The organism is Luteimonas qiangzhengi (genome assembly GCF_039548515.1).
In the GTDB taxonomy this organism is placed as follows: Bacteria; Pseudomonadota; Gammaproteobacteria; order Xanthomonadales; family Xanthomonadaceae; genus Luteimonas.
Window position 1 is genome coordinate 285,870 of record NZ_JBCLVE010000003.1, and the last position, 24,606, is coordinate 310,475.

21 protein-coding genes and 1 pseudogene are annotated in these 24,606 nt (G+C 67.8%); 14 read left to right on the forward strand and 8 right to left on the reverse strand.

Going from position 1 to position 24,606, the window contains the following annotated elements; all coding sequences use genetic code 11:
• The first annotated feature begins 53 nt into the window (after window positions 1-53).
• The 4 genes from WCE59_RS03600 (at window position 54) to WCE59_RS03615 (ending at window position 3,798) form a co-directional block, all read left to right on the forward strand.
• Window positions 54-1,001 carry a siderophore ABC transporter substrate-binding protein gene (locus WCE59_RS03600; protein ID WP_343257340.1) on the forward strand — a complete coding sequence of 316 codons (948 nt, stop codon included), beginning with the start codon at window positions 54-56 and terminating at the stop codon, window positions 999-1,001.
• 82 nt (window positions 1,002-1,083) lie between these two features.
• The gene (locus WCE59_RS03605; protein ID WP_343257341.1) at window positions 1,084-2,040 is read left to right on the forward strand and encodes an ABC transporter permease; all 957 of its coding nucleotides are present in this window, start codon (window positions 1,084-1,086) and stop codon (window positions 2,038-2,040) included.
• Window positions 2,024-3,016 (forward strand): iron chelate uptake ABC transporter family permease subunit, encoded by a 993-nt coding sequence (locus WCE59_RS03610; protein ID WP_343257342.1) that lies wholly within the window; start codon window positions 2,024-2,026, stop codon window positions 3,014-3,016. Before WCE59_RS03605 ends, WCE59_RS03610 begins: the two co-directional genes overlap by 17 nt.
• On the forward strand, window positions 3,013-3,798 hold the full coding sequence (locus WCE59_RS03615; RefSeq protein WP_343257343.1) for an iron ABC transporter ATP-binding protein: 786 nt from the start codon (window positions 3,013-3,015) through the stop codon (window positions 3,796-3,798). Before WCE59_RS03610 ends, WCE59_RS03615 begins: the two co-directional genes overlap by 4 nt.
• Before the next feature lie 28 nt (window positions 3,799-3,826).
• Here WCE59_RS03615 and radC read toward each other — a convergent pair whose 3' ends face one another.
• A complete protein-coding gene (radC, locus tag WCE59_RS03620) occupies window positions 3,827-4,501 on the reverse strand; it encodes a RadC family protein (RefSeq protein ID WP_343257344.1) in 675 nt (224 codons plus the stop codon).
• A 207-nt stretch (window positions 4,502-4,708) separates the two neighbouring features.
• On the opposite strand from radC, the pseudogene coaBC reads away from it, so the two are divergent.
• From coaBC to WCE59_RS03645, 5 genes and pseudogenes are all read left to right on the forward strand, one after another.
• A pseudogene (gene coaBC, locus WCE59_RS03625) lies at window positions 4,709-5,907 on the forward strand (bifunctional phosphopantothenoylcysteine decarboxylase/phosphopantothenate--cysteine ligase CoaBC).
• A 17-nt stretch (window positions 5,908-5,924) separates the two neighbouring features.
• Window positions 5,925-6,383: a dUTP diphosphatase gene (dut, locus tag WCE59_RS03630; protein ID WP_343257345.1), complete on the forward strand. Its 459-nt coding sequence runs from the start codon at window positions 5,925-5,927 to the stop codon at window positions 6,381-6,383.
• A gap of 12 nt (window positions 6,384-6,395) precedes the next feature.
• A complete protein-coding gene (locus WCE59_RS03635) occupies window positions 6,396-8,717 on the forward strand; it encodes a phosphomannomutase/phosphoglucomutase (protein WP_343257346.1) in 2,322 nt (773 codons plus the stop codon).
• A 104-nt stretch (window positions 8,718-8,821) separates the two neighbouring features.
• Complete coding sequence (locus tag WCE59_RS03640) at window positions 8,822-9,685, forward strand: DNA ligase (protein WP_343257347.1); 864 nt, start codon at window positions 8,822-8,824, stop codon at window positions 9,683-9,685.
• Between the two features lie 88 nt (window positions 9,686-9,773).
• Entirely contained in the window at window positions 9,774-10,124 is a 351-nt protein-coding gene (locus WCE59_RS03645; protein ID WP_343257348.1) for a zinc ribbon domain-containing protein YjdM, read from the forward strand.
• A 467-nt stretch (window positions 10,125-10,591) separates the two neighbouring features.
• Here the strand turns inward: WCE59_RS03645 and WCE59_RS03650 are convergent, their stop codons facing one another.
• From WCE59_RS03650 to pyrE, 3 genes are all read right to left on the reverse strand, one after another.
• Complete coding sequence (locus WCE59_RS03650) at window positions 10,592-12,157, reverse strand: mechanosensitive ion channel (protein WP_343257349.1); 1,566 nt, start codon at window positions 12,155-12,157, stop codon at window positions 10,592-10,594.
• Between the two features lie 155 nt (window positions 12,158-12,312).
• Complete coding sequence (locus WCE59_RS03655; RefSeq protein ID WP_343257350.1) at window positions 12,313-12,981, reverse strand: hypothetical protein; 669 nt, start codon at window positions 12,979-12,981, stop codon at window positions 12,313-12,315.
• 32 nt (window positions 12,982-13,013) lie between these two features.
• A complete protein-coding gene (pyrE, locus tag WCE59_RS03660) occupies window positions 13,014-13,670 on the reverse strand; it encodes an orotate phosphoribosyltransferase (RefSeq protein WP_343257389.1) in 657 nt (218 codons plus the stop codon).
• 200 nt (window positions 13,671-13,870) lie between these two features.
• Between pyrE and WCE59_RS03665 the strand changes: the two genes are divergently transcribed.
• From WCE59_RS03665 to WCE59_RS03680, 4 genes are all read left to right on the forward strand, one after another.
• Window positions 13,871-15,079 (forward strand): cytochrome-c peroxidase, encoded by a 1,209-nt coding sequence (locus WCE59_RS03665; protein WP_343257351.1) that lies wholly within the window; start codon window positions 13,871-13,873, stop codon window positions 15,077-15,079.
• A gap of 77 nt (window positions 15,080-15,156) precedes the next feature.
• A complete protein-coding gene (locus WCE59_RS03670; RefSeq protein WP_343257352.1) occupies window positions 15,157-15,957 on the forward strand; it encodes an exodeoxyribonuclease III in 801 nt (266 codons plus the stop codon).
• The gene (locus tag WCE59_RS03675; RefSeq protein ID WP_343257353.1) at window positions 15,954-17,372 is read left to right on the forward strand and encodes an AmpG family muropeptide MFS transporter; all 1,419 of its coding nucleotides are present in this window, start codon (window positions 15,954-15,956) and stop codon (window positions 17,370-17,372) included. The genes WCE59_RS03670 and WCE59_RS03675 overlap by 4 nt, the downstream gene beginning before the upstream one ends.
• A gap of 79 nt (window positions 17,373-17,451) precedes the next feature.
• A complete protein-coding gene (locus WCE59_RS03680) occupies window positions 17,452-17,712 on the forward strand; it encodes a hypothetical protein (RefSeq protein WP_343257354.1) in 261 nt (86 codons plus the stop codon).
• Window positions 17,713-17,751: 39 nt separating this feature from the next.
• Here the strand turns inward: WCE59_RS03680 and WCE59_RS03685 are convergent, their stop codons facing one another.
• Together WCE59_RS03685 and WCE59_RS03690 are read right to left on the reverse strand one after the other, a co-directional pair.
• The gene (locus tag WCE59_RS03685; RefSeq protein ID WP_343257355.1) at window positions 17,752-18,906 is read right to left on the reverse strand and encodes an anhydro-N-acetylmuramic acid kinase; all 1,155 of its coding nucleotides are present in this window, start codon (window positions 18,904-18,906) and stop codon (window positions 17,752-17,754) included.
• Window positions 18,907-18,957: 51 nt separating this feature from the next.
• Entirely contained in the window at window positions 18,958-20,427 is a 1,470-nt protein-coding gene (locus WCE59_RS03690; protein ID WP_343257356.1) for a M23 family metallopeptidase, read from the reverse strand.
• Between the two features lie 171 nt (window positions 20,428-20,598).
• Between WCE59_RS03690 and tyrS the strand changes: the two genes are divergently transcribed.
• Window positions 20,599-21,819, forward strand: a complete 1,221-nt coding sequence (gene tyrS, locus WCE59_RS03695; RefSeq protein WP_343257357.1) for a tyrosine--tRNA ligase — start codon at window positions 20,599-20,601, stop codon at window positions 21,817-21,819.
• A 279-nt stretch (window positions 21,820-22,098) separates the two neighbouring features.
• On the opposite strand, the gene WCE59_RS03700 is transcribed toward tyrS, so the two are convergent.
• Together WCE59_RS03700 and WCE59_RS03705 are read right to left on the reverse strand one after the other, a co-directional pair.
• The gene (locus WCE59_RS03700; RefSeq protein WP_343257358.1) at window positions 22,099-23,784 is read right to left on the reverse strand and encodes a M28 family metallopeptidase; all 1,686 of its coding nucleotides are present in this window, start codon (window positions 23,782-23,784) and stop codon (window positions 22,099-22,101) included.
• 77 nt (window positions 23,785-23,861) lie between these two features.
• On the reverse strand, window positions 23,862-24,596 hold the full coding sequence (locus WCE59_RS03705) for a hypothetical protein (protein ID WP_449284090.1): 735 nt from the start codon (window positions 24,594-24,596) through the stop codon (window positions 23,862-23,864).
• Between the last annotated feature and the right edge of the window lie 10 nt (window positions 24,597-24,606).

Sequence of the window (24,606 nt, forward strand, 5' to 3'; positions counted from 1 at the left end):
CCCTCCCCCACAGCAGGCCGGCACCCTCCGCTGGCCCGATGAAGAAAGGCCCTATGAGGAAAATCATTGTTCTGGCGGCGCTGCTCGCCGTCCTGGCCGGCTGCACCGGTCCCGCGCCCACCACCCCGGTCGAAGCCAACGCCGGCGAGGGCATCCAGGTTGTCCACCAGCAGGGTGAGATCACCTTGGTGGCGCAGCCGCAGCGGGTGATCGTGCAGGACATCGCCGTGCTCGACATCCTTGACGCGCTGGGTGTGGACGCGGTGATCGGCGTGCCCGGCGGCAATCTGCCCGACTACCTGCAGCACTACGGCGCCGAGCCGTACCTGAAGACCGGCACCCTGCAGGAGCCTGATTACGAAACCATCAGCGCCGCGAACCCGGACCTGGTGATCGTGGCCAGCCGCTCGCGCACCAAACTGTCCGAGCTGGCCGGCATCGCCCCCACCATCGACCTGTCGGTGGACAACGCCAGCCTCGTGGAAGGGGTGAAGCAGAACATCGAAATCCTGGGCCGGATTTTCGGCCGTGAGGCGCGCGCGGCAGAACTGACCGCCGAACTGGACGCCCGCTTCGCCGAGCTGCGCGAGCGCACCGCCGACGCCGGCACCGCCATGGTGCTGGTCACCAACGCCGGGCGCCTGGGCGTGTACGGAGCCAACTCGCGGCTGAGCTGGGTGTTCACCGAAGCCGGCTTCTCGCCGGTGATGAACGAGGTGGATGACCGCTTCCACGGCGGTGACTCGGTCTCGTTCGAATTCATCCTCGAGGCCAATCCGGACTGGCTGTTCGTGGTGGACCGCGATGCCGGCGTGGCCGGCGGCGATGCCGCTGCGGCGCGCGCGCTGCTCGACAACGCGCTGGTGCGCCAGACCTCGGCCTGGCAGCAGGATCGCGTGGTGTACCTGGATCCGGTGCCCGCCTACGTTGTCATGCACGGCTTCACCTCGGTCATCCATTTGGCTGACCAGGTGCTGGAGGCCGTTGTTCCGGAGGCGTGAAGTGATACGCGGTGCGCCGACGACCCCCCAGGGGGTCGGTATCCGTACGCCCGGGCGCCGGCTGCCTTTGCCGCTGCGCCCGATGGCGCTGGCCCTGGTGGTGCTGGTGCTGCTGGCGGCGGGCAGCCTGATGGTCGGGGTCAGCCCGTTGCGGCTGTCCGCGCTGCTGTCGGGCGAGGCCGCGGACCGCGAGCTGCAGGTGCTGCTGGTCAGCCGCATCCCGCGCACCCTGGCGGCGATGCTGGCCGGCGCGTCGATGGCCATCGCCGGCCTGGTGATGCAGATGATCGTGCGCAACCGGTTCGTGGAGCCCACCACCGTGGGCACCGCGGATTCGGCGGCGCTGGGCTTCCTGGCGGCAACGATCTTCGTGCCGGGCTGGTCGATGATGGCCAAGATGGGCGTGTCGGCCTGTTTCGCCATGGCCGGGACCCTGCTGTTCGTGCGCATCCTGCGCTTCGTGCCGCTGCGCGATGTGTTCCTGCCGCCGCTGGTGGGGGTGATGCTGGGCGGGGTGATCGGTGCGGTCGCCACTTTTTTCGCCTACCGCTACGAGCTGATGGGCACGATGCTGGCCTGGCGGGTGGGTGATTTTTCCGGCGTGCTGGCCGGGCGCTACGAGCTGCTGTGGCTGGGCTTTGCCGGCCTGGTGGCGGCGTGGCTGGCCGCCGACCGCTTCACCGTGGCCGGGCTGGGCCAGGACCTGACCACCAGCCTGGGGCTCAACTACCGGCGGGTGATGACAATCGGGCTGGTGATCGTGGCGGTGATCAGCGCGGTGGTGCTGGTGTCGGTGGGCATCATCCCGTTCCTGGGGCTGGTGGTGCCGAACGTGGTCAGCCTGCTGGTGGGCGACAACATGCGCCGCGCAGTGCCGTGGGTGGCGATCGGTGGCGCTGGCTTCGTGCTGGCCTGCGACATCTTCGGGCGTATGGTGCGCGCGCCCTACGAAATCCCGATCAGCGTGGTGGTCGGCGTGGTGGGCAGCGGGATCTTCCTGTACCTGCTGCTGCGGAGGCGCCATGGCCAGGCCCGCTAGCGTGGCCGCCCAGGCGGCGCCGCGCTTGAGCCGGCAGACGCTGGTGATCGGCGGGCTGGTACTGCTGGCGCTGGGCACGATCGCCTGCTTCATGCTGCTGGGCGCGCGCGGCAACTGGCAGTTCGTGCTGCCCTTCCGCGGCGCCAAGCTGCTGGGCCTGGTGCTGGTGGCGTATTCGATCGCGGTATCGACGGTGCTGTTCCAGACGGTGACCACCAACCGCATCCTGACCCCGTCGATCATGGGGTTCGACACGCTGTTCATCCTGATCCAGACGATCATCATTTTCTTCTTCACCTCGCGGGCGCTGGCCACGGTGGATGCGCGCCTGCAGTTCCTGCTGGAGGTGGGGGTGATGGTGGGCTTCAGCGTGGTGCTGTTCCGCTGGCTGTTCATCGGCGCCGAGCGCAGCCTGCACCTGCTGGTGCTGGTGGGGATCGTGTTCGGGGTGTTCTTCCGCAGCCTGGCCAACCTGATGCAGCGGATGATGGATCCCAACGAGTTCCTGGTGCTGCAGGACAGCTTCTTCGCCAGCTTCAACTCCATCGATCGCACCCTGCTGGGGGTGTCGGTGGTGATCGTGGCGCTGGCCTCGGCAGCGCTGTGGCGGATCCATCGCAGCCTGGACGTGATCTCGCTCGGTCGGGCGGCGGCGATCGGGCTGGGCGTGGACTACCGCGCCACCGTGATGCAGCTGCTGGTGATCATGGCGGTGCTGGTATCGGTCTCCACCGCGCTGGTGGGGCCGGTGACCTTCTTCGGCCTGCTGGTGGTCAGCCTGGCCCATGCCCTGGCCGGCGACGGCCGCCACCGCCACATCATCCCGGTCTCGATCCTGATCGCGATCATCTGCCTGGTGGGCGGCCAGACGCTGATGGAGCGGGTATTCTCGTTCGGCACCGCGCTGTCGATCATCATTGAATTCCTCGGCGGGCTGGTTTTCATCTTCCTGATCCTGAGGGGCGCGGCCCGATGATCGTCACCCGCTCGGTAAAAAAGGCCTACGGCGAGAACATCGTCGTCAACGACGTATCGCTGGCCCTGCAGGCGGGTGGCGTGACCTCGATCATCGGCCCCAATGGCGCCGGCAAGTCCACCCTGCTGTCGATGATCAGCCGGCTGCTGGGAATGGATGCGGGCAGCGTGCAGGTGGACGGCCTGGACGTGGCCGCCACGCCCACCCAGCAGCTGGCCAAGCGGCTGGCGATCCTGCGCCAGGACAACCACATCGCCGTGCGACTGACGGTGCAGGACCTGGTGGCCTTCGGCCGCTATCCGCACAACCGCGGGCGGCCCTGTCCGGGCGACCAGGCGCACGTGGACCGGGCGATTGCCTACCTGGGTCTGGACGACCTGCGCTGCCGCTACCTGGATGAACTGTCCGGCGGCCAGCGCCAGCGTGCGTTCGTGGCCATGGCGCTGGCCCAGGACACCGACTACCTGCTGCTGGACGAGCCGCTCAACAACCTCGACATCAAGCACGCCAGCCGCATGATGGCGCTGCTGCGGCGCGCCGCCGACGAGCTGGGTCGCACCGTGGTGGTGGTGTTGCATGACATCAATTTCGCCTCCTGGTACTCGGACACCATCGTGGCCATGAAGCAGGGCCATATCCACAGCGAGGGGCCGCCGGAGCAGATCATCCGCAGCGAGCTGCTGACCGACCTGTACGAGACGCCGATCCGGGTGGTCGAGGTGGAAGGGCGCCGGGTGTGCCTGTTCTACGAGCCGGACGCGCTGGACATCGCGGAAGGTTGATTTCCGGTACCGCGCCTGGCCGCGCGGCTTACACCCAGCCGCGCATGGCCAGTGAGACCGGCGCGCCGTCCCCGACCACGAAGTGATCCAGCAGGCGCACGTCCACCAGGGCCAGCGCCTGCTTGAGCTGGGCGGTGACAGCACGGTCGGCGGCCGAGGGCTCCGGGCAGCCGCTGGGGTGGTTGTGGCCCACGATCAGCGCCGCCGCGTTGTGCGCCAGTGCCCGGCGCACCACTTCGCGCGGGTGCACCTCGGCGCCGTCGATGGTGCCGCGGAACAGCTCCTCGAAAGCCAGCGCGCGGTGGCGGGTATCCAGAAACAGCGCGGCGAATACTTCATGCGGATGGCTGCGCAGGCGCTGGGCGAAATACATGCCGGCGGCCTTGGGGTCGGTCAAAGCGTCGCCGCGCTCCAGCCCGGCGGCCAGGAAGCGGTTGCACAGCTCCAGTGCCGACGCCAGGCGCGAGGCGCGGGCCGGCCCGATCCCGGGCAGCCTGGACAGTTCCGTGGCGCTGCGCTCGAGCAGGGCGCGCAGCGGCCCGTGTTCGGCCAGCAGCTTGCGGGCGGTGGACACCGCATCCTGCCCGCGCAGCCCCGATCCGAGGAAGATCGCCAGCAGTTCCGCGTCGGACAGGACCGTCGGACCGCGGGCGAAGAGTTTTTCCCGCGGACGTTCGTCGCTGGGCCAGTCTCGGATGCGCACGGCGCACTCCTTGGAAAGATGAAAGGGCGGGACGGCGGCCGGACGCTTTGGGGCATGCCGCCGGTCAGGGGGAGGCCGGCCGGAGCGGCACGTGGCCGCCGTCCCGTGGCTTCAATTAGCGGCTATGTGGGGTGGCGCCGCAGCCGGGCCATACCGTGCGTTCGGGTAAGCTGGGGGCCTGGACCGCGGTAGGAATTTCCCCACGCCATGCAACAGCCCGCAATCAATCTGCACGACCAGCGCATCCTGGTCTGCGTGGGCGGCGGCATCGCTGCCTACAAGGCCTGCGAACTGGTGCGCCGGCTGCGCGACGCGGGCGCCAGCGTGCGCGTGGCCATGACCGACAGCGCGACGCGTTTCGTCAGCCCCACCAGTTTCCAGGCCCTGTCGGCCGAAGCGGTGCGCACCTCGCTCTGGGATGCCCAGGCCGAAGCATCCATGGGCCACCTGGAACTGGCCGGCTGGGCCGACCGCATCGTGGTGGCGCCGGCGACCGCAAATCTCATCGCGCGCCTGGCCCACGGTTTCGCCAATGATCTGGTCACCACGCTGTGCCTGGCCAGCGAGGCGCCGCTGACCGTTTGCCCTGCCATGAATCACCGCATGTGGAAGCACCCGGCCACCCAGGCCAACGTGGACACGCTGCGCAGCCGTGGCGCCCAGGTGGTCGGCCCCGACGACGGTCCGCTGGCCGAAGGCGAATCCGGCCCCGGCCGGCTGGCCGAGCCGATGGCGATCGTGGCGGCGCTGGGCCGATGAGCGCGCTGCTGGCAGGCAAGCGGGTGCTGATCAGTGCCGGCCCCACCTATGAAGACATCGATCCGGTGCGTTTCATCGGCAACCGCAGCAGCGGCAAGATGGGCTTTGCGCTGGCGGCGGCCGCGGTCGGTCGCGGTGCCAGCGTGGTGCTGGTGGCCGGGCCGACGGCGCTGGTCACGCCCGGAAGCGTGCAGCGTATCGACGTGCGCTCCGCCGCACAGATGCGCGAGGCGGTGCTGTCCGCGCTGCCGGCGGATGTCTATCTCGGCGCGGCAGCCGTGGCCGACTACACCCCGCGCACCGCAGCGGGAGAAAAAATCAAGAAGTCCGGCGACACCATGGTGCTGGAGCTGGTGCCAACCGCCGACATCCTGGCCGAGGTCTCCCACCATCCGCAGCGGCCGGGGCTGGTGGTCGGCTTTGCCGCCGAAACCGGCAACCTCGAGCAATATGCGCGTGGCAAGCTGGCGGCCAAGCGCCTGGACATGATCGCCGCCAACCTGGTGGGCATGGCCGGCAGCGGGTTTGAAAGCGATCACAACGCGCTGTCGGTGTTCTGGCCCGGCGGACAGCGCCAGCTTGGCCCCGGCCCCAAGACCCGCCTGGCCGGCGAGCTGCTGGACCTGGTGGCCACGCGCCTTCCCTGACAACTTCGGACACCCGTATGCACCACACCCTGCAGGTCAAGCTGCTCGATGCCCGTTACGGCGATGACTGGCCGCTGCCGTCATACGCCACCGAAGCCAGCGCCGGACTGGACCTGCGCGCAGCCCTGGACGCACCGATGGTGCTGGCTCCCGGCGCGGCGGAGCTGCTGCCCTCCGGCCTGGCAATCCATATTGCAGATCCGGGCCTGTGTGCGGTGGTGCTGCCACGCTCCGGCCTGGGGCACCGGCACGGTATCGTGCTGGGCAACGGCACCGGACTGATCGATGCCGATTACCAGGGGCCCCTCATGATCAGCGCGTGGAACCGCAGTGACCAGGCGTACACCATCGAGCCGGGTGATCGCATTGCCCAGCTGGTAGTGCTGCCGATCGTGCGGGCGACGCTTGAAGTAGTGGATACTTTCATTGACAGCGCACGGGGTGCCGGGGGATTCGGGCACACCGGGCGGCGCTGACCAGGGGGAAACATGAGCGCAGAGCAGTCCGGAAAGACGCGTCAGATGCTGGCGCACGCGCGGCCATTGTGGCCGCTGCTGGCCGTGGCGCTGGCGGTGCTGGCCGTGTGGCTGGCCTGGAGCGGCTGGCAACAGATGCAGGACGAAAGCCGTCGTGGCGCGCTGGGCCAGGCCCGCGATGGCGTGGCCCATGCCACCGCACGCAGCGTCGGCGGGGAGCTGGAACGGCTGGCGTCCAGGCTGGAGTCCGCGCCGGTACAGACGGCCCTGGCCGCCGGAGACCTCGAGGCGGCTTCGGCGGCGATGGCCGCCGACTGGCCGAATCTCGAAGAGCTGGCGGTCTACGGGCCTGACCTTGAGAGTGTCTACACGGGCCTGGCCGACGGCGGCTTTGGCCGTGCCGCGGCGCTGGAGGGCGCGCTGGTGGCTGAGGAGCCGGTTGCTCTGGTGATCAGTGAAGACGGCGCGCCACGCCTGGCTCTGGCGGCGCCAGCGCACGTTGGCGACGCGTTGATGGGTGCAGCGTTTGTTCGCTTGCCATTGTCACGCGCCACCCTGGCCACCGAGCAGGCCGCGATCCAGGAGTCGGACATGTACCTGGCCCTTCGCCAGGGCGGAGTGACCCTGCTTGAGCGCGGCAACTCCGATTACATCGACGCCGCCGAGCGGATGTCCATGCCGGTGTCCGGCACCGGCATGCGCGTGGTCGCGGCGGTGCCCGCAGCGCCGGTCGCGCCGTTCGGGCTGCGCGGCTTTGCGCCTTTCGTCACGGCGCTTGTGTTGCTGTTCATGGCTTATCTGAGCTGGCGCGTCGCGCCGAAGCTGTTGCAAATGGAGGAAAACGTGGAAGAAGAATCCCCCACCCTGAGCCAGTCCCTGCAGGCCGATCCCGGCCAGGAGACGAAGCCGGTCCAGGTCAGTGTCGGGCAGGCGAAAGCCAAGACCAAGGCACCGGTGAAGATCGACCGCGGCATCTTCCGCGCCTACGACATCCGCGGCGTGGTCGGGCAATCGCTGGACGTGGGCGTGGCCGAGCTGATCGGCCATGCCATCGGTTCGCTGATGCGCGAACAGGACCTGACCGACATCGTCGTCGGCCGCGACGGCCGCCTGTCCGGCCCGGACATGGTCGCGGGCCTGACCGCGGGCCTGCGCAAGGCCGGTCGCAACGTGATCGACATCGGCCTGGCGCCGACCCCGGTGGTGTATTTCGGCGCCTTCCACCTGCGCACCGGCTGCTGCGTGTCGGTCACCGGCAGCCACAACCCGCCCGACTACAACGGCTTCAAGATCGTGGTCGGTGGCGAGACCCTGTCGGGCGATGCAGTCGTTGACCTGTATTCGCGCATTGCCGATGACCGGCTGTACACGGCCGATGCGCCGGGTGGCCTGAGCGAGCGCGATATCAGTGACGAGTACGTGGACCGGATTGCGGGCGACGTGCAGACCGAGCGTCAGCTGAAGGTGGTGGTGGACGCGGGCAACGGCGTGGCCGGCGAGATCGGTCCGCGGGTGCTGGAGGCGATCGGTGCCGAGGTCGTGCCGCTGTACTGCGAGATCGACGGCACCTTCCCCAACCACCATCCCGACCCCAGCGAGCCGGCCAACCTGGAGGACCTGATCAACATGGTCCAGCGGCTGGATGCGGACCTGGGCATCGCCTTCGACGGCGACGGCGACCGCCTGGGCGTGGTCACCAGGGACGGCGAGAACATCTTCCCCGATCGCCTGCTGATGCTGTTCGCCGCCGACGTGCTGGAGCGCAACCCGGGCGCGGTGATCGTGTACGACGTGAAGTGCACCGGCCGCCTGCCCGGACACATCCTGCGTCACGGTGGCAGCCCGCTGATGTGGAAGACCGGGCACTCGCTGATCAAGGCCAAGATGCGCGAAGTGGAGGCCGAGCTGGCCGGGGAGATGAGCGGCCACTTTTTCTTCGCCGAGCGCTGGTACGGCTTTGATGACGGCATCTACTCCGCCGCCCGGCTGCTGGAGATCCTGGCCGCGCGCGACGAGACCCCGTCGGAAATCCTGTCCGCCCTGCCCGCCGGCGTGTCCACGCCGGAGATCAAGGTGGCGGCGCCGGGCGACGACCCGCATGCGTTCGTTGAACGCTTCCAGGCCGCGGCCGAGCTGGAGGGGGCGCGCCTGTCGACCATCGACGGCGTGCGCGCGGACTGGAGCGACGGCTGGGGTCTGGTGCGCGCGTCCAACACCACTCCGGTGCTGGTGCTGCGCTTTGACGCCGATGACCAGGCTGCCCTGGAGCGGATCCAGGGCGTGTTCCGCGCACAGCTGCTGAAGATCGACCCGGAGCTTGAACTTCCGTTCTGATCTTTTTGCGCGGGGTTCTCCTACCCCGCGCATGCGCTGGTTCCGATAGTACGGCGCCGTGGCCCGGGTAATGGTGTGTGCAACGTCATTGCCATGGACAGGCCATGCGCACCCTACTTGCTTTGCTGCTGTCGCTGCTGCTGTCGCTGCTGCTGTTGGGAGCCCCGGCGTTCGCCGCGCCGCCGCGGCTCATGCTGGCGACCGACTACCGCGACGGCATCGATGTCGCCGACTACTTCGTCAGCGAAAAGCTCGACGGCGTGCGCGGACACTGGGATGGCCGCGCGCTGTGGACGCGTGGCGGCCACCGTGTCCCGGCGCCCGACTGGTTCATCGCCGGCTGGCCGGCGGTGCCGATGGACGGCGAACTGTGGGTCGGGCGCGGCCGCTTCGAGGAAGTCAGCGGCATCGTGCGGACCCAGGGAACCGAGCACCCGGGTTGGCAGGAAGTTCGATTCATGGTCTTCGACCTGCCGGCACATGAAGGTCCCTTCGATACGCGCGTGGAAGCCATGCGGACCCTGCTGTCCGCAACTGGCGTGGCCTGGCTGCGGCCGGTGCAGCAGCGCCGCATCACAACGCCTGCCCGGCTGCAGGCCCTGATGCAGGAGGTGGTGGATGGCGGCGGAGAAGGCCTGATGCTGCAGCATCGCGACGCTCACTACCGTGCCGGGCGCAGCGACGTCCTGCTCAAGCTCAAACCCTTCCAGGACGCCGAAGCCCGGGTGGTGGGCTACACCTCCGGCCGCGGCAAATACACCGGACAGGTCGGCGCCCTGGTGGTGGAGCGCCCGGATGGCCTGCGCTTTCGCATCGGCAGCGGCCTCAGCGATGCCCTGCGCGCCGATCCCCCTGCCATCGGCCTGCACGTGACCTACCGCTACAACGGCTTCACTGCCAACGGCGTACCGCGCTTCGCCCGCTACCTGCGGATCCGCGACGACATGCCGCCACCTGATCCGGAGTGATCGTTGGCGGACGATGGCAACCGCGCCGAAACCCGGTTTCAGGGCAAATGAGACAATGGAGCCTGTTCATGTCAGTGCGAGCTCCCTCATGAGTGCCCTTCCCGACTGCCCCAAGTGCAGCTCCAGTTATGCCTACGAAGACCGCAACCTGCTGATCTGTCCGGAGTGCGGGCACGAATGGTCCCCGCAGGAACAGGCCGCCGAGGCGGCTGCCGCGGAGCAGGCTGCCGAGGTGCGCGATGCCAATGGCAACCCGCTCGCCGACGGCGATACGGTGATCGTGATCAAGGACCTGAAGTTGAAGGGGTCTTCGCAGGTGATCAAGGGCGGAATCAAGGTTCGCAGCATCCGGCTGGTCGAGGGTGATCACGACATCGACTGCAGGATCGAAGGCATCGGTCCGATGCAGCTCAAGTCCGAGTTCGTGCGTAAAGCCTGAGTTCAAGAGCGGGGGCTGATGGGGCTTGGGGCGCCTGGGGGCGATGCCCTTGTATGCGAATGTCCCCCGGCGATGGCCTGCGGCCATCGCCTCCTCCTTGATTTCGCACACAAGGGCATCGCCCCCCGCGTGCCGAAGTCGCGGTGGTTTAAAAAAGCAAAAGCCCGGCCTTCGTTGCCTGCGCATAACCCACATCTCCCCGGAAGCCGAGCCCCGTCGCGGTCGGGAGGCCTCCCGGCGAAATCAAGGAGGAGGGCTCCGCCATCGGCGGAGGCCGGGGGACATTCGCAGGGAGGCCTGCCGGCCGCGTCGGGGCCCATCAGATCGCGGCACGTTGAACCGAAGGCGCAGCTCTTTCCCGCCACCCCGCCAAAACAGCAGCCATCCCATGGTTACAGCGCATAAAAAGAACGGCCCGCCTGAGCGAGCCGTTCTTCCTGAGGATCACACGGGACGACCCAGATCGATCAGGGGCCAGATCGGTCGTTGTCCTTGCGTCGATCCAGATACTCCTGCGCCCAGCGCTCGGTGATCCGTCCAGCCGCATCGCGGCCACCCAGCCCGAACGCCAGCGCCGTGGCCACCGCTACCGCGCCAAGCACCAGCCCGAACGCCAGATTGACGATGTCATCGGCGATCCCCATCGCCCGCAGACCCATCGCCAGTACCAGCCCGAGGATCGCAACGCGGGCGATCCGTGCCAGCCCGGCGCGGCCGTCCGGATTGGCCCGCTGGATCGCGCGCGCGGCCACATCCGCCAGCCAGTAGCCGATCACCAGGATCGCCGCACCCAGCAGCACGTCGGCGCCAAAGGCGATGAACGTGGCCAGCAGGTCGCGTACTCCGGTGAAGCCCAGCCGATGCGCGGCTTCCACGGTGGCAAACAGCATGATGAAGAACAGCGCCACCTGGCCGGCGAAGACAGACAGGCTGGTGCGTGACGGGGCTGCCGTCTCCGAAGCACCCGGAACGGCAGGGATGGCAGTGCCGGGGGCGGGGTCGCCGCTCTCGAACGCATGGCCCATGCCCAGTCGCGCCGGCAGGCGGTCAAAGCCGAGGTTGGCCAGCAGCCTGGTCACCAGGCCCGACACGAAGCGGCCGAGGAACCACGCCAGCAGCAGGATCAGCGTTGCGGCCAGGATGTTGGGGATCGCCACCAGGAACATGTTCAGCATGTTCCGGGCCGGATCGGAGATCGCCCGGATCGCCAGCGCGTCCAGGGCCGCGATCAGGGTCGGCACGATCACCAGGATGAAAGCCAGGGTGCCGCCCAGTTTCGACAGCTTCACCCCTTCGGTCAGGTGCTCGCGGTTGCTGAAACGGTCGATTCCGGCCGCTTCCAGCAGGTTGGTGACCAGCCCGCGCAGCACCTTGGCCAGCAGCCAGCCCACCAGGCCGATCACCACCGCGCCGAAGATGTTCGGCAGTGACGCGGTGAACTGCGTGGTCATGGTGGTCAACGGACCCATCAGCCCGTCGATGCGCAGTGCGCCCACGATCGCAGGCAGGAACAGCAGGATCACCAGCCAGTACACCACGTTGCCCAGGACCGAGGACAGCGGCTTGATTCCAGCGGATTCGGACAGCTTCTCGTCCCACTGTCCGGCCGCCATCAGGCGGTTGATGCCGGCCCGCAGTACCGTGGCCAGCAGCCACGCCACCAGCGCCAGGATCCCGGCCAGCACGATGCGCGGCAGGTACAGCATGACCTCGGCCACCAGTGCCGAGAAGGGCGCGTACAGCCCGTCGAAGCGCAGCACGCTGAACACCCCGATGAGGGTGATGATGATGATGAACCAGAAGCCGATCGAGGCTGCGATGCCGACCACATCGAGCCGGCCTGCGGCTGGATCCTGGGCCTGGCTGTGGATGCGTTCGTTGACGCCCAGCCGGTTCAGCCCGTTGCGGACCAGGCTGCGGACCAGCAGGGCGACCAGCAGGCCGACAACGAGGATGGCCACTGCGCCCAGCACCGAGGGCAGGTACTGGCCCAGGCTGGCTTCGAACTGACGTGAAAAAGTGCTTGGATCCATGATGTCCCCTCTTCCTTGCGGATAAGTGACAGCCGGATTGCTGTGCCGCCGCCCTGGCTGCCTGGCGGATTCACCCTAACATCTGAAAGCGGACGCTGTTTTTCACGGGTCCACAGTGCGAATGTACCGCCGCTCCGTGAGCAACGAAGCCGGAATCAGTCCTGGCCGCGACGCCCGGCGGTGAGGTTGCGATAGCGCTCGCGGGCTTCCTGCAGGTCGGCATCCAGTTCTTCGCGTTCCTGCAGTTGCTGCTCCAGGATCGCCTGCTGGCGCATCAGGTCGCCGTGCTGACTGACGATGTTGTTGGCCATTGGCCTGGCGACCGACTGGCCCTGCAGTTCGGCCTCGGCCGCCCTGCGCAGCTGGGTCAGCAGGCTCATGCGCAGGTTGGCCACGCCCATCTGCGAGGTCTTGACCGACTCGTCGATGAGGATGATGCGGTTGTCGTAGGCGCGTTCCAGCTCGGCCTCGGTGCTGTAGGACTCGACCATGGCGATGTCGCGACGACGGACGGCGGCGTCTGCTTCCACCTGCTGGGCTGCCAGCCGCGCCTCGGCCTCGACGGCGGCGCGCTCCTCTTCGTTCAGCGCGCGGCCCACCTGGCCCCGGACCCGGCCGGTGCTGGCGCTGATCTCGGTGCGCGCGGCATCGACCGCGGAGGCGGGCAGGGCGTCACCGCAGATCTTGCGTCCGGCCTGTTCCCAGCAGTAAAGGCGGCGCTCGGTGTCGCCGCGCTGCGCCAGCGCAGCAGAGGACACGAGAGCAAGCAGGATAAAAAATCCTGGCAGGATGAAGAATCCGGTGCGGGCCATGGCGTTGGTCATTGTTCCGTCCCCCCGGTCGGTCGAATGCGTCTTCAGGCGGCGCCGTAACGCGTCCGGTAGTCATGCAGGCGCGCCTGCTCAGCCGACAGTGTCGCGCTTTCACCGGTGAACGCAAGCAGATCTTCAAGTCCGGCCACCGCCACCACCGGGATGGCGTGCTCGGCGGCCACCGTCTGTGCGGCGGAGCGGCGCGGGCTGGCAGCGGTGTCGATCACCTCCTGGCGATCCAGCGCGATCACGATGCCGGCCGGAATGCCGCCCGCCCCCATGATCAGCTCCAGCGCGTGGCGGACCGCTGTGCCAGCGGTGATCACGTCGTCCACCACCAGCACCCGGCGCCCGGTCATGGGCGCGCCGATCAGGTTGCCGCCCTCGCCGTGGGCTTTGGCTTCCTTGCGATCGAAAGCCACCGGCAGGTCGCGGCCGCGGCGAGCGAATTCGCACGCCAGCGCAGTGGCCAACGGGATGCCCTTGTAGGCCGGCCCGAACAGCAGGTCGAAATCCGTGCCCGCCGCCTCCAGCGCGTCGGCGTAGCAGGACGCCAGGCCGGCCAGCCGGGCGCCGGAATCAAAGTGCCCGGCGTTGAAAAAATACGGACTGGTGCGTCCCGACTTGAGCACGAACTCGCCAAAGCGCAGCGCCTGGGCCTCGATCGCCAGGCGGAGGAAACGGGTGCGGTGGTCGGTCATCGTGGTGCCGGGTTCGTATGGGGACATCATTCTAGGACACCGCATTTTAGAGCGCCGTCGACGGACACCGCGTACGCACGCCCTTAACCTTGCCGCGGTAAGGTGACGAAGTCGAGCGGGGAGGCGTATTGATCGTGGTCAATGCAGTGCAACGCCCCGCCATCCAACATGAGCTAATGAAGACACGCGGGAGCATAGCGATGGGCAAGCGATGGAAGATCGGTTTGATGGCAGGCGCGGTAGCGCTGGCAGTGGGCGGCGTGGCGTGCACGCAGGGCGATAACGCGAGCGCTGATGTCAGCGCGCCTGCCCAGGTTGACAGCACTCAGGTCGACGGCGGTCAGGTCAACGGTGCCCAGGACAGCATGCGCGCGCCGGCCGACAGCGCTGCCCAGAACGTGGCCGACCAGACCGTGCCAGCGCAGGGCGGTGGTGCGAACGACACCCTGCGGCAGACCGCTGCGTCGCTGTTCGGATCCATTCCTGATGCACCCACCGAAGTCAGCGGCCGGCAGGTGACCCCCGAGCGGGTGGAGCTGGGCCACATGCTGTTTTTCGAACCGCGTCTGTCCAGAAGCCACGTGATCACCTGCAACACCTGCCACAGCATCGGCACCGGCGGCGCGGACAACGTGCCGGCCTCGGTCGGCCACGGCTGGCAGCGCGGTCCGCGCAACTCGCCCACGGTGTTCAACGCGGTGTTCAACGCCGCCCAGTTCTGGGACGGCCGGGCCGCGGATCTGGCCGAGCAGGCCGGCGGACCGGTGCAGGCCAGCGTGGAAATGAACAGCACGCCCGAGCTGGTGGAGGAAACGCTGTCGAGCATTCCGCAGTACGTGGAGCTGTTCAGCGAGGCCTTCCCGGAGTCCGGCGGCATCACCTTCACCGACGTGACGGTGGCGCTGGAGGCGTTCGAAACCACTTTGGTCACGCCCGGCGCACCGTTTGATCGCTGGATCGAAGGCGACGACAGCGCCATGACCGCCACCGAGGTCGAGGGCCTGCAGCTGTTCTTCGAGACCGGCTGCGCCTCGTGCCACAACGGCGTCAACTTCGGCGGCCAGAGCTACTTCCCGTTCGGCGTGCTTGAGCGCCCGGGCGCCGAGATCCTGCCCGAGGGTGACAAGGGCCGTTTCGAGGTCACCGCTACCGCGACCGACGAATACGTGTTCCGTGCCTCGCCGCTGCGCAACGTGGCGCTGACCGCGCCGTACTTCCACTCCGGCCAGGTGTGGAGCCTGGAAGAGGCGGTGGCGATCATGGGCACCTCGCAGCTGGGCCGGGAGATCAACGAGGATGAAGCGGGCAAGATCGCCGCGTTCCTGCGCACGCTCACCGGGCGCCAGCCGGAGGTGGTCTATCCGATCCTGCCGCCGAGCACGACGGACACTCCAGCCCCGGAGCGCTAACCGGTACAACCCAGGGGAATGGGAGCATGACGGCGCGGTAGGGTAACCTTGCCGCGCCGTCTTTTTTCCGGAGCCCCATGCGCATCGTCAGCTTCAACGCCAACGGTATCCGTTCGGCTGCAAACAAGGGTTTTTTCGACTGGTTCGCCACCCAGGACATCGACATCCTGTGCGTGCAGGAGACCAAGGCCCAGGAGCACCAGCTCTCCGCCGACGTGTTCCGGCCGCCGGGCTATCACGTGGCGTTCCGCGACGCGACGACCAAGAAGGGCTACAGCGGCGTGGCGATCTACAGCCGCCGCGAGCCGGATGAGTTGCGCACCGGGCTTGGTTGGGAAGCGTTCGATGAGGAAGGTCGCTATATCGAGGCCCGCTTCGGCAACCTCAGCGTGGTGTCGTTCTATATCCCATCGGGCTCGTCGGGCGAGCTGCGCCAGGGCTACAAGTTCGAAGTGATGGAGTGGCTCAAACCCATCCTCGACGGCTGGCTGGCCAGCGGCCGCGACTACGTGCTGTGCGGGGACTGGAACATCGTGCGCGCCCGCAACGACATCAAGAACTGGACCGGCAACCAGAAGAATTCCGGCTGCCTGCCGCCGGAGCGGGCCTGGCTCAACGGCCAGATCGCCGATGCCTGTGGCGACGGCTCGCCGCAGCCGGACCACGGCTGGGTGGACACCTTCCGCGCGCTCAAGCCCGACGAGGTGGAATACACCTGGTGGTCCAACCGTGGCCAGGCGCGGGCCAACAACGTCGGCTGGCGGCTCGACTACCAGCTGGTGACCCCGTCGCTGCGTGACCGGCTGCTGGCGTGCTCGGTCCTGCGCGAGCCGCGTTACTCCGATCACGCGCCCTATATCGTGGATTACCGCGAGTGAGCCAAGGGCCGGCGCAGGCGGCGGCGCCCGCCGGCTCGCGCTGGTCGCGGGCGTTTGCCACGTACGCCACGCCGCGGATCGGCTCCATGTTTGCGCTCGGCTTCGCCGCCGGGCTGCCGCTGCTGCTGGTGTTCAGCACGCTCACCGCTTGGCTGACCGAGGCTGGCGTGACCCGCAGTGCAATCGGATTCTTCACCTGGATCGGCATCACCTATTCGATCAAGGTGTTCTGGGCGCCGGTGGTGGACCGGGTGCCGCTGCCGGTGTTGGGCCGCCTGCTCGGCCAGCGCCGCAGCTGGATCCTGCTGGCCCAGGTGGTGATCGTGGCCGGACTGGCCGGAATGGCGCTGACCGACCCGATGGTCGATCTGGTGCGCCTGGCCCTGTTCGCCCTGCTGGTGGCGTTCGGCTCGGCCACCCAGGACATTGCCATCGACGCCTGGCGGATCGAGGCGGCGCCGCCGGAGGAACAGGCCGCGATGTCGGCCACCTACGTGTTCGGCTATCGCATGGCCCTGTTGGCTGCCGGCGCGGGCGCCCTGCACATGGCGGCGCGGATGGATTGGAGCCAGGTGTACCTGGCCATGGCCGCGCTGATGGGACTGGGCATCCTGGCCACTCTGCTCAGCCGCGAGCCGCAGATTCAGCGGCGCACCGACGTGGCGCTGCTGGAGCCCGCGGCGCAGGCGTTCTACCACGGTAATGCGCACCTGCCGGCGCCGCTGCGCACTGCGATCGCCTGGGTGATTGGCGCGGTGGTGTATCCGTTCGTGGACTTCTTCAAGCGCTACGGGCTGCATTCGCTGGTGGTGCTGCTGCTGGTGGCGACGTTCCGCATCAGCGATATCTCCATGGGCGCCATGGCCAACCCGTTCTATCTGGACCTTGGATTCACCAAGCAGCAGATCGCCAACATCTCCGGCATCTACGGCATTGTGATGACCATCCTCGGTGGCCTGATCGGCGGCGTACTCACCGTGCGCTACGGGCTGCTGCGGGTGCTGCTGGCCGGCGCCGTGCTGTCGGCGGCCACCAATCTGCTGTTCGCGCTGATGGCCCTGGTGGGGCCCGAACCGTGGATGCTGGTGGTCACCATCAGCGGCGACAACATTTTTGCCGGGCTGGCGATGGCGGTGTTCATCGCCTGGCTGTCCAGCCTCACCTCGGCCAGCTACACGGCGACCCAGTACGCGCTGTTCAGTTCGCTGATGACCTTGCCTGGCAAGTTCATCGGCGGCTTCAGCGGCCAGGTGGTGGATGCGGTGGGCTGGTTCAACTACTTCATCTATGTGGCGGCGATCGGGATACCCGCGGTGCTGCTGTGCCTGTACCTGATCATGCGTGAGCGGCGACAGCTGCAGATACAGGGGCGGAACAGTCCGCCGGACGTTCCATCAGAAGCCCGGCCGGGCTGAGACTACGGGTTATCCCCAGATTGTCGGCACGATGCGGAATGTGGCAATTTCGCAGCCGGTCCATGGGGGAGTCTGCAGGATGACAAAGATCGTATTCAGGGATGCCGATGAGGTGCTGCTGGACCGCGTTGAGCGGATTGCCAAGCGACATGGCTGGGACCTGTCGCGCGCGCTCACGCACGTGCTGGAGCGGGGTCTGCACACCTGCGAGGGCAGCGACAGCGCGTTTGAAGGCGGCGAAGCCGCCGCGCTGCAGGCCGCATTGGATGCGCTGAGCAGCATTCCCGATGATCCCGGCTTTGCCATGATTGGCAGGGTCGCGCGCGGCCACCGTCACTGATCCTGCGGACGGGTGGGAGCGAGCTCTCCGCCCTTCGTATCAAACCGGATAGATGGCGCCGAGGATCCTGGGTCCGGCAGCGCCGGTGACCGACGCCAGGTTTCCCGGCAGGCCCAAGGCGGTCTGGCGGGCGAGCCACGCGAACCCCATGGCTTCCACGTAATCCGGGTCCAGGCCGTGCGCGGCGCTGGATTCCACCTTGCAGTCCGGCAGCCCGGCGGCCAGTGCCGCTATCAGGGCCGGGTTGTGCACCCCGCCGCCACAGACAATGAGACGTTCGGCCTGCGGCAGCGTTGCGCGCAAGGCGTCCGCCACCGTGTGGACCGTCACCGCAAGCAGGCTGGCCTGCACGTCGGCGGGTGGTTCGTTTCCAGTCAGCTGCGCCTGTACCCAGTCCAGGTGGAATTGGTCGCGGCCGGTCGATTTGGGCGCGGGTCGGGAGAACCACGGCTCCGCCAGCAGCCGCGCCAGCAGCGCTTCATCCACCTGGCCGCTGGCGGCAAATGCGCCGTTGCGGTCGAAGGCCTGGCCGGTATGGCGCTGGCACCAGGCATCCATCAGGGCGTTGGCCGGGCCGGTATCAAACCCCCGCACCACGCGGCCGTCGGATCCGGCGTCCCGTGGCAGCAGGGTCAGGTTGGCGATGCCGCCCAGGTTCAGCACGGCACGGTCTTCGCCAGCGCTGTGCAGCAGGGCGGCGTGCAGAGCGGGCAGCAGCGGCGCGCCCTGGCCGCCGGCGGCCACGTCGCGGCTGCGGAAGTCGGCCACCACGGCGATGCCGGTGCGTTCGGCCAGCACGCTGGCATCGCCCAGCTGCAGGGTGAAGGGAAAGCGGCCGTCGCCATGGCGCCCGTGCGGGCGGTGGCGCAGGGTCTGGCCATGGCAGCCGATCGCCGCCACGTCGTCAGCCGCGATCCCGCTGTCCGCCAGAGCGGCCTTCACTGCATCGGCAAAGATCGTGCCGATCCGCACGTGCAGCTCGCCGAAATCGTCCAGGCCCATGGAGGCGCTGGACTGGCCGAGCTCCACCAGCTGCCGGCGCAGGTCCGCTGGCCACGGCCAGGCGTGGCCGGACAGCATCCGCGGGGTGGCAGGCTGGCTGAAGTCCACCAGCGCCACATCGATGCCGTCGGCGCTGGTGCCTGACATCAGGCCCAGGTAAATGCTTCGCTCAGTGGGGATCGGAAAAGACATGGGCAATGCAGCCCCTGGCAGTGCCCGCTGCATGCAGCGGGCTGTCGCGGATCAGCCGCGGTCGCCGGAAGCCTGGTCACTGGTCGAAGCCAGCGCTGGCGCGGTGGCGGCCTGCTGGCGCGCGTAGTGCAGGGTTTCGTACTGCTCCATGCGGGCCAGCGTGGGGGCGGTTTCGGCCTTGAACCTGGCCAGCGTGGCGCCCTTCAGCGGCTCCGGTGGCGGCATGGTGACCTTGAGCGGGTCGCGGTGCGCGCCGTTGACGCGGAATTCGTAGTGCAGATGCGGGCCGGTGGCCAGGCCCGTGGCGCCGACGTAGCCGATCACCTGGCCCTGCGACACGCGCTCGCCCTGACGGGCATTGCCAAAGCGGGACATGTGGGCATACAGGGTGGTGTGGCCACGGCCGTGATCAAGGATCACGGTGTTGCCATAGCCGCGCTGGCGGCCGCGGAACTGCACTCGGGCATCGCCGGCGGCCATGATCGGGGTGCCGGTACGGGCGGCGTAATCGACGCCGTTGTGCATGCGCATGGTGCCCAGGATCGGATGCCGGCGGCTGCCGAAGCGCGAGCTCAGGCGTGCGAATTCGATCGGCGAGCGGATGAAGCTGCGCTTGAGCGGACGGCCGTCGGCGTCGTAGTACTCCACCTTGCCGTCGTTCTCAAAGCGGAAGCCGGTAAACGTCTTGCCACCGGTGGTGAAGGTGGCAGCCACCACCTCGCCGCTGCCCACGCGCTCGCCCTCGCGCCACAGCTCCTCGACCACTGCCGAGTAGCGGTCGCCGGGCTGGACCTGGCGGGCGAAATCAATGTCGTACTGGAAGATGCGATCGGTCAGGGTGGAGATCGCGCCGGGCGACAGGCCGGCCTGGCGCGCCGAGCCGAACAGCGAATTGCGGATCTCGCCGCTGATCACGGCGGTGTGTACTTCCACCGGACGCTCGATCACGTGCTCGGTGATCGCGGTGCCGGCCACGGCCAATTCCACCCGCTCGGTATTGCTCAGTTCGAAGCGGAAGCCGCTCAGGGTGCCGGTGTCCGGATGGAACTCGAAGCCCAGCTCGGTCCCCGGCCGGATCCGGCCCAGGGCCTTGCCGGCCGACGGCGTCTGCAGAATGCTGTTCAGCAGGCTGACCGGCACGCCCTTGTTGGCAAAGATCTCGCCCAGCGTCTGGCCGGACTGCACGGTGACCGTTTCCCAGTAGTTCGACTGCGCGGCGTCCTGTGCCGGGGCGGGAGCCAGCGGCAGCGCCAAGGCCATGGTGGCCATGCGCATGTCGCCGCTGTCAGTCTGCATGGCACTGGAAAAGCCGGCGGGGAGCAGAGCGAAAATCAGGGCGCCGGCAGTGGCAAGCAGGCTGGCCTGGCCCCACTGGCGTCGCGACCATCGGCCGGTGAATCCGCGCGGCTGTGGCTGCTGTGAATCGGCCGACCGGGCTTCGCCGACAGCCACGTGATCCAGGTTGGCACGACGGACGAGACGGTTGCGTTCGGAGTCCGACGCAGGATCTGAAGACGTCATGGGTTTCCGTGGCTGAGTGAAGAGGGCGTCAGCGCGGTACGATAAAGAGGTGAGAAGGTCGCGTCAAACGATTGATGGAATTGAATTTCCTTTTTGCAACAAAGCGTTAGAAATCCATTAACCCATCGGACGGCGGTCACATTCAGCCTGTCCGCAGAGTCGAGAACTGCAGTGCCCCACGCCTCCCCCTCTGCCGCGGCCCTGGAACAGATCGCCCGCGGCGCCGACGAGATCCTCAAGTCCGACGAATTGCAGACTCGCCTGGCTGCCGGCCGGCCACTGCGGATCAAGGCCGGCTTCGACCCGACCGCGCCTGACCTGCACCTGGGCCATACGGTGCTGCTCAACAAGATGCGCCAGTTCCAGGATCTCGGGCATACGGTCGTGTTCCTGATCGGCGACTTCACCGGGATGATTGGCGACCCGTCCGGCAAGAGCACCACCCGGCCGCCGCTCAGTCGCGAGGACGTGCTGGCCAATGCGGAGACCTACAAGGCGCAGGTGTTCAAGGTGCTGGATCCGGAGCGCACCGAAGTGCGCTTCAACTCCGAGTGGTTCGGCAAGATGGGCGCGGCCGACATGATCCGGCTGGCCTCTTCGCACACCGTGGCGCGGATGTTGGAGCGTGACGACTTCGCCAAACGCTATGGCGCCCAGCAGCCGATCGCCATCCATGAATTCCTTTACCCGTTGGTGCAGGGCTACGATTCGGTCGCGCTGGAATCGGACGTGGAGCTGGGCGGTACCGACCAGAAGTTCAACCTGCTGATGGGCCGCGCGCTGCAGGAGCAGCACGGTCAGAAGCCACAGGTGGTGCTGACCATGCCGCTGCTGGTGGGCCTGGACGGGGTCAACAAGATGTCCAAGTCACTGGGCAACTACATTGGCGTGACCGACCCGGCGATCGATTTCGTCAACAAGACGATGAAGATTGGCGACGACCTGATGTGGGACTGGATCGAGCTGCTGAGCTTTGACATCGGCATCGACGAGGCCGCGCGCCTGAAGGCCGAAGTGGAGGCTGGCGCGCTCAATCCGCGTGAGGTGAAGCTGCGCCTGGCGCGTGAGCTGGCGACCCGCTTCCATGACGCCGCTGCGGCGGAGAAGGCCATTGCCGGCTGGCGCGCTGCGGTGACCGGGCAGGGCGATACCTCGCAGCTGCCGCTGAAGGAAGTGGCTGTGCCGGCCGAGGGCCTGCGTATCGCGCCGCTGCTGACCGCGGCCGGGATCACGCCTTCGAATTCCGAGGCGAACCGCAAGCTCAAGGAGCGCGCGGTGCGCGTGGACGGCGCGGTGATCGAGGATGCCGGCAGCGTGTTCACCCCGGGCTTCGAGGGCGTCCTGCAGGTCGGCAAACGCAACTTCGCCCGCGTCCGTCTCGTGGCGCCGTAGGTCGGGGCTACGCCCCCGACGCCCCGCGAATCACGCCTCCTCTGTAGGAGCGCGCCATGCGCGCGAAGCCGCGTGAATCATGTTTTGCGGCAGGGCTCCGGTTACGACGGTCTGGCCGAAGCTCTCCCGCGCGGATCACAGTCACGCGGTTTCGCGCGCATGGCGCGCTCCTACTGGTGAAAGGCGTAAACGAAGACGGCGCCCATGGGGCGCCGTCTTCATGTCACCCGCAGGTCCGGCCTGCGAAGCCGGCCTGCGGAGGCAGAGGCTTGGCGTGATTTACTGACGCATCTCGTCGCGGGCAGCCTTGAAGGGGTTGCCTTCGTACCAGTTCGGCCACTGGTCCACGTCGTCGGCCATCACCCGGCCCACGTCGTACAGCGCTTCCAGGTCCTGGATCAGGCCGTCCAGGTTCCACTCATCGCGGTACACGTCGCTGGGCTGGTGGTAGCGGGTGGCGTAGTCCTCGCCGGCCAGGCGGCCGCCTTCGGTGCCACCGTCAACCAGGTCGTTGCCGCCCTTGGCGTACAGCGCCGGCACGCCGGCCTTGGCGAAGTTGAAGTGGTCGGAGCGGAAGTAGAAGCCGCCCGCCGGGTTGCCTTCTTCCACCAGGGTGCGGCCCTGGGCGGTGGCGATCGGCTCAAGAATGTCCTCAAGCTCCGAGTTGCCCATGCCGGTGACCACGAAGTCGCGCGACGGTCCGGCCACGCTCATGGCGTCCAGGTTGATCGCGGCCACGGTGTTCTCCAGCGGGAACGCCGGGTGGGCCACGTAGTACTGCGAGCCCAGCAGACCGGATTCCTCCAGGGTCACCGCAAGGAAGGCCACCGAACGCTTCGGTGCCGGCTCGTCATGGGCAAAGCGCTCGGCGATCTCGATGATGCCGGCGATGCCGGTGGCGTTGTCGATGGCGCCGCTGTAGATCTCGCCGTCGGCATGCACGCCCAGGTGGTCCCAGTGACCCATGTACACCACCACTTCCTCGGGCTTCTCGGTGCCCGGCAGTACGCCGATCACGTTGCGCGAGGAAGCTTCGACGACTTCGCTTTCCAGCTCGAACGACACCGAAGCCTGCAGCGGCACCGGCTTGAAATCGGCGGAGCTTGCAGCGCGGATCTGCTCGTCCAGGTCCAGACCGGCGTTGGCGAACAGCTCGCGTGCCACGTCGTTGGTCACCCAGCCCTGGGCCGGCAGACGCGGCGCCGGATCGTCCTCGGCACGCAGGTCGAACTGGGCGCCCGACCATGAAGTCCGCACCACGTCCCAGCCATAGGAGGCACCGGCGGTGTCGTGGATGATGATCGCCGCGTCCGCGCCCTTGCGCGCGGCTTCCTCGAACTTGTAGGTCCAGCGGCCGTAGTAGGTCATGCGGTTGCCGTCGAACAGCTCGGCGTCATCCACGTGGAAGCCGGGGTCGTTGACCAGCATGACCACGGTCTTGCCCTTCACGTCGAGGCCTTCGTAATCGTTCCAGTCGCGCTCCGGCGCATCCACGCCGTAGCCCACAAACACCAGCTCGCTGTCGCTGACGCTGATGGTCTGCTGGCCGGTGCGGGTGCCGAGCATCATGTCGCTGCCGAACTGCAGCTCGCGTTCGCCGTCGGCGCCGGTGACGCGCAGCACGGTCGCGTCGCTGGCCGTGGTCTGCACCATCGGCACGGTCTGGTACCAGGAGTCGTTCTCGCCGGCCGGCTGCAGGCCGATGCGCTCGAACTGGGCGCTGATGTATTCGACCGTCTTCTCGCCGCCCGGCGAACCCGGGGCGCGGCCTTCGAATTCGTCCGAGGCCAGGGTGCGGGTCATTTCGCGGAAGTCGGCTTCGTTGATCTCCGGCGAGAACTCATGGGCCGCGGCGCTGTCGTTCGCGGGCGCGTCGGCAGCGGTGTCGGTGGCGGGGCGGTCGCCACCGCAGGCGGCCAGCGCCAGCGCGGTGGCCAGCAGGCTGATCGGCACAAATCGTTGCATGCGGAAGATCTCCAGGGAGGAAACCCCCGATTCTATCCGCTTCCTCTCTATCCGCTTCCTTCAGCCCGTTGCCGCGCTCAGTCGCGGGGCGCGCGCGGGGTGGAGAACGGGGTCGGGGTGGCGCCGGTGATGCGGCCGGTGCGGGCGCTCTCGTGCACGTACAGCGACACCTCGCGCTCGAACACCAGCTCGCCGTTCACCACCGCGTCGGGACCGATCACGATCCGCGGTGCGCGGTCATTGCCGATGCGCAGCCAGCTGGTGCCGGACTTGCGCACGCGCACGTCGCCATGCACCCGCGAGCCGATGCCGACGGTGATATCGCCGGTCACGGTTTCCACGTTTCCGGTCACTTCCGTCTGCACCAGGCCGATACCGGCGTTCACCGTGCTGACATCGCCATCCACGTGGCCGCCGCGGTCGATGAAGATGCTGCCGCTCACCGTTTCCACATCGTCGCTGGCGCGCAGGCCCGGGCCTGCATGGATCCTGCCGTTGACGGTGGTCAGGCTTTCCACCACCGCCTGCTCGCCCAGCTCGATGCCGCCATTGACCGTGGTCAGATCGCTGCCCTGGATCCGGTGGCCGGCCCGGATGCCGCCATTGACGGTATCGGCGTCATTGAATCGGGCGTCGTCACCAATGCGGATGCCGCCGTTGACGGTGCTCAGGTTGCGCGCCTGCTGGCCGGCAGCCAGCTCCACGGCGCCGTTGACCCGGCTGATGTCTTCCGCGGCATGGGCGTTGGACAGGACGAAAGAGAGGGCCATGGCGAGCGTCAGCGCGATGGCGGTACGGATCAGGGTGATCATGGTGGTGTCC

Coding starts and splice junctions, on each gene's coding strand:
- WCE59_RS03610 (WP_343257342.1), top strand. CDS start 2,024: ATGGCCAGGCCCGCTAGCGTGGCCGCCCAGGCGGCGCCGCGCTTGAGC.
- WCE59_RS03635 (WP_343257346.1), top strand. CDS start 6,396: ATGAGCGCAGAGCAGTCCGGAAAGACGCGTCAGATGCTGGCGCACGCG.
- WCE59_RS03665 (WP_343257351.1), top strand. CDS start 13,871: ATGGGCAAGCGATGGAAGATCGGTTTGATGGCAGGCGCGGTAGCGCTG.
- WCE59_RS03655 (WP_343257350.1), bottom strand. CDS start 12,981: ATGACCAACGCCATGGCCCGCACCGGATTCTTCATCCTGCCAGGATTT.
- WCE59_RS03650 (WP_343257349.1), bottom strand. CDS start 12,157: ATGGATCCAAGCACTTTTTCACGTCAGTTCGAAGCCAGCCTGGGCCAG.
- WCE59_RS03680 (WP_343257354.1), top strand. CDS start 17,452: ATGACAAAGATCGTATTCAGGGATGCCGATGAGGTGCTGCTGGACCGC.
- pyrE (WP_343257389.1), bottom strand. CDS start 13,670: ATGACCGACCACCGCACCCGTTTCCTCCGCCTGGCGATCGAGGCCCAG.
- WCE59_RS03640 (WP_343257347.1), top strand. CDS start 8,822: ATGCGCACCCTACTTGCTTTGCTGCTGTCGCTGCTGCTGTCGCTGCTG.
- WCE59_RS03670 (WP_343257352.1), top strand. CDS start 15,157: ATGCGCATCGTCAGCTTCAACGCCAACGGTATCCGTTCGGCTGCAAAC.
- WCE59_RS03690 (WP_343257356.1), bottom strand. CDS start 20,427: ATGACGTCTTCAGATCCTGCGTCGGACTCCGAACGCAACCGTCTCGTC.
- WCE59_RS03615 (WP_343257343.1), top strand. CDS start 3,013: ATGATCGTCACCCGCTCGGTAAAAAAGGCCTACGGCGAGAACATCGTC.
- WCE59_RS03600 (WP_343257340.1), top strand. CDS start 54: ATGAGGAAAATCATTGTTCTGGCGGCGCTGCTCGCCGTCCTGGCCGGC.
- WCE59_RS03685 (WP_343257355.1), bottom strand. CDS start 18,906: ATGTCTTTTCCGATCCCCACTGAGCGAAGCATTTACCTGGGCCTGATG.
- WCE59_RS03705 (WP_449284090.1), bottom strand. CDS start 24,596: ATGATCACCCTGATCCGTACCGCCATCGCGCTGACGCTCGCCATGGCC.
- WCE59_RS03700 (WP_343257358.1), bottom strand. CDS start 23,784: ATGCAACGATTTGTGCCGATCAGCCTGCTGGCCACCGCGCTGGCGCTG.
- dut (WP_343257345.1), top strand. CDS start 5,925: ATGCACCACACCCTGCAGGTCAAGCTGCTCGATGCCCGTTACGGCGAT.
- WCE59_RS03645 (WP_343257348.1), top strand. CDS start 9,774: ATGAGTGCCCTTCCCGACTGCCCCAAGTGCAGCTCCAGTTATGCCTAC.
- WCE59_RS03605 (WP_343257341.1), top strand. CDS start 1,084: ATGGCGCTGGCCCTGGTGGTGCTGGTGCTGCTGGCGGCGGGCAGCCTG.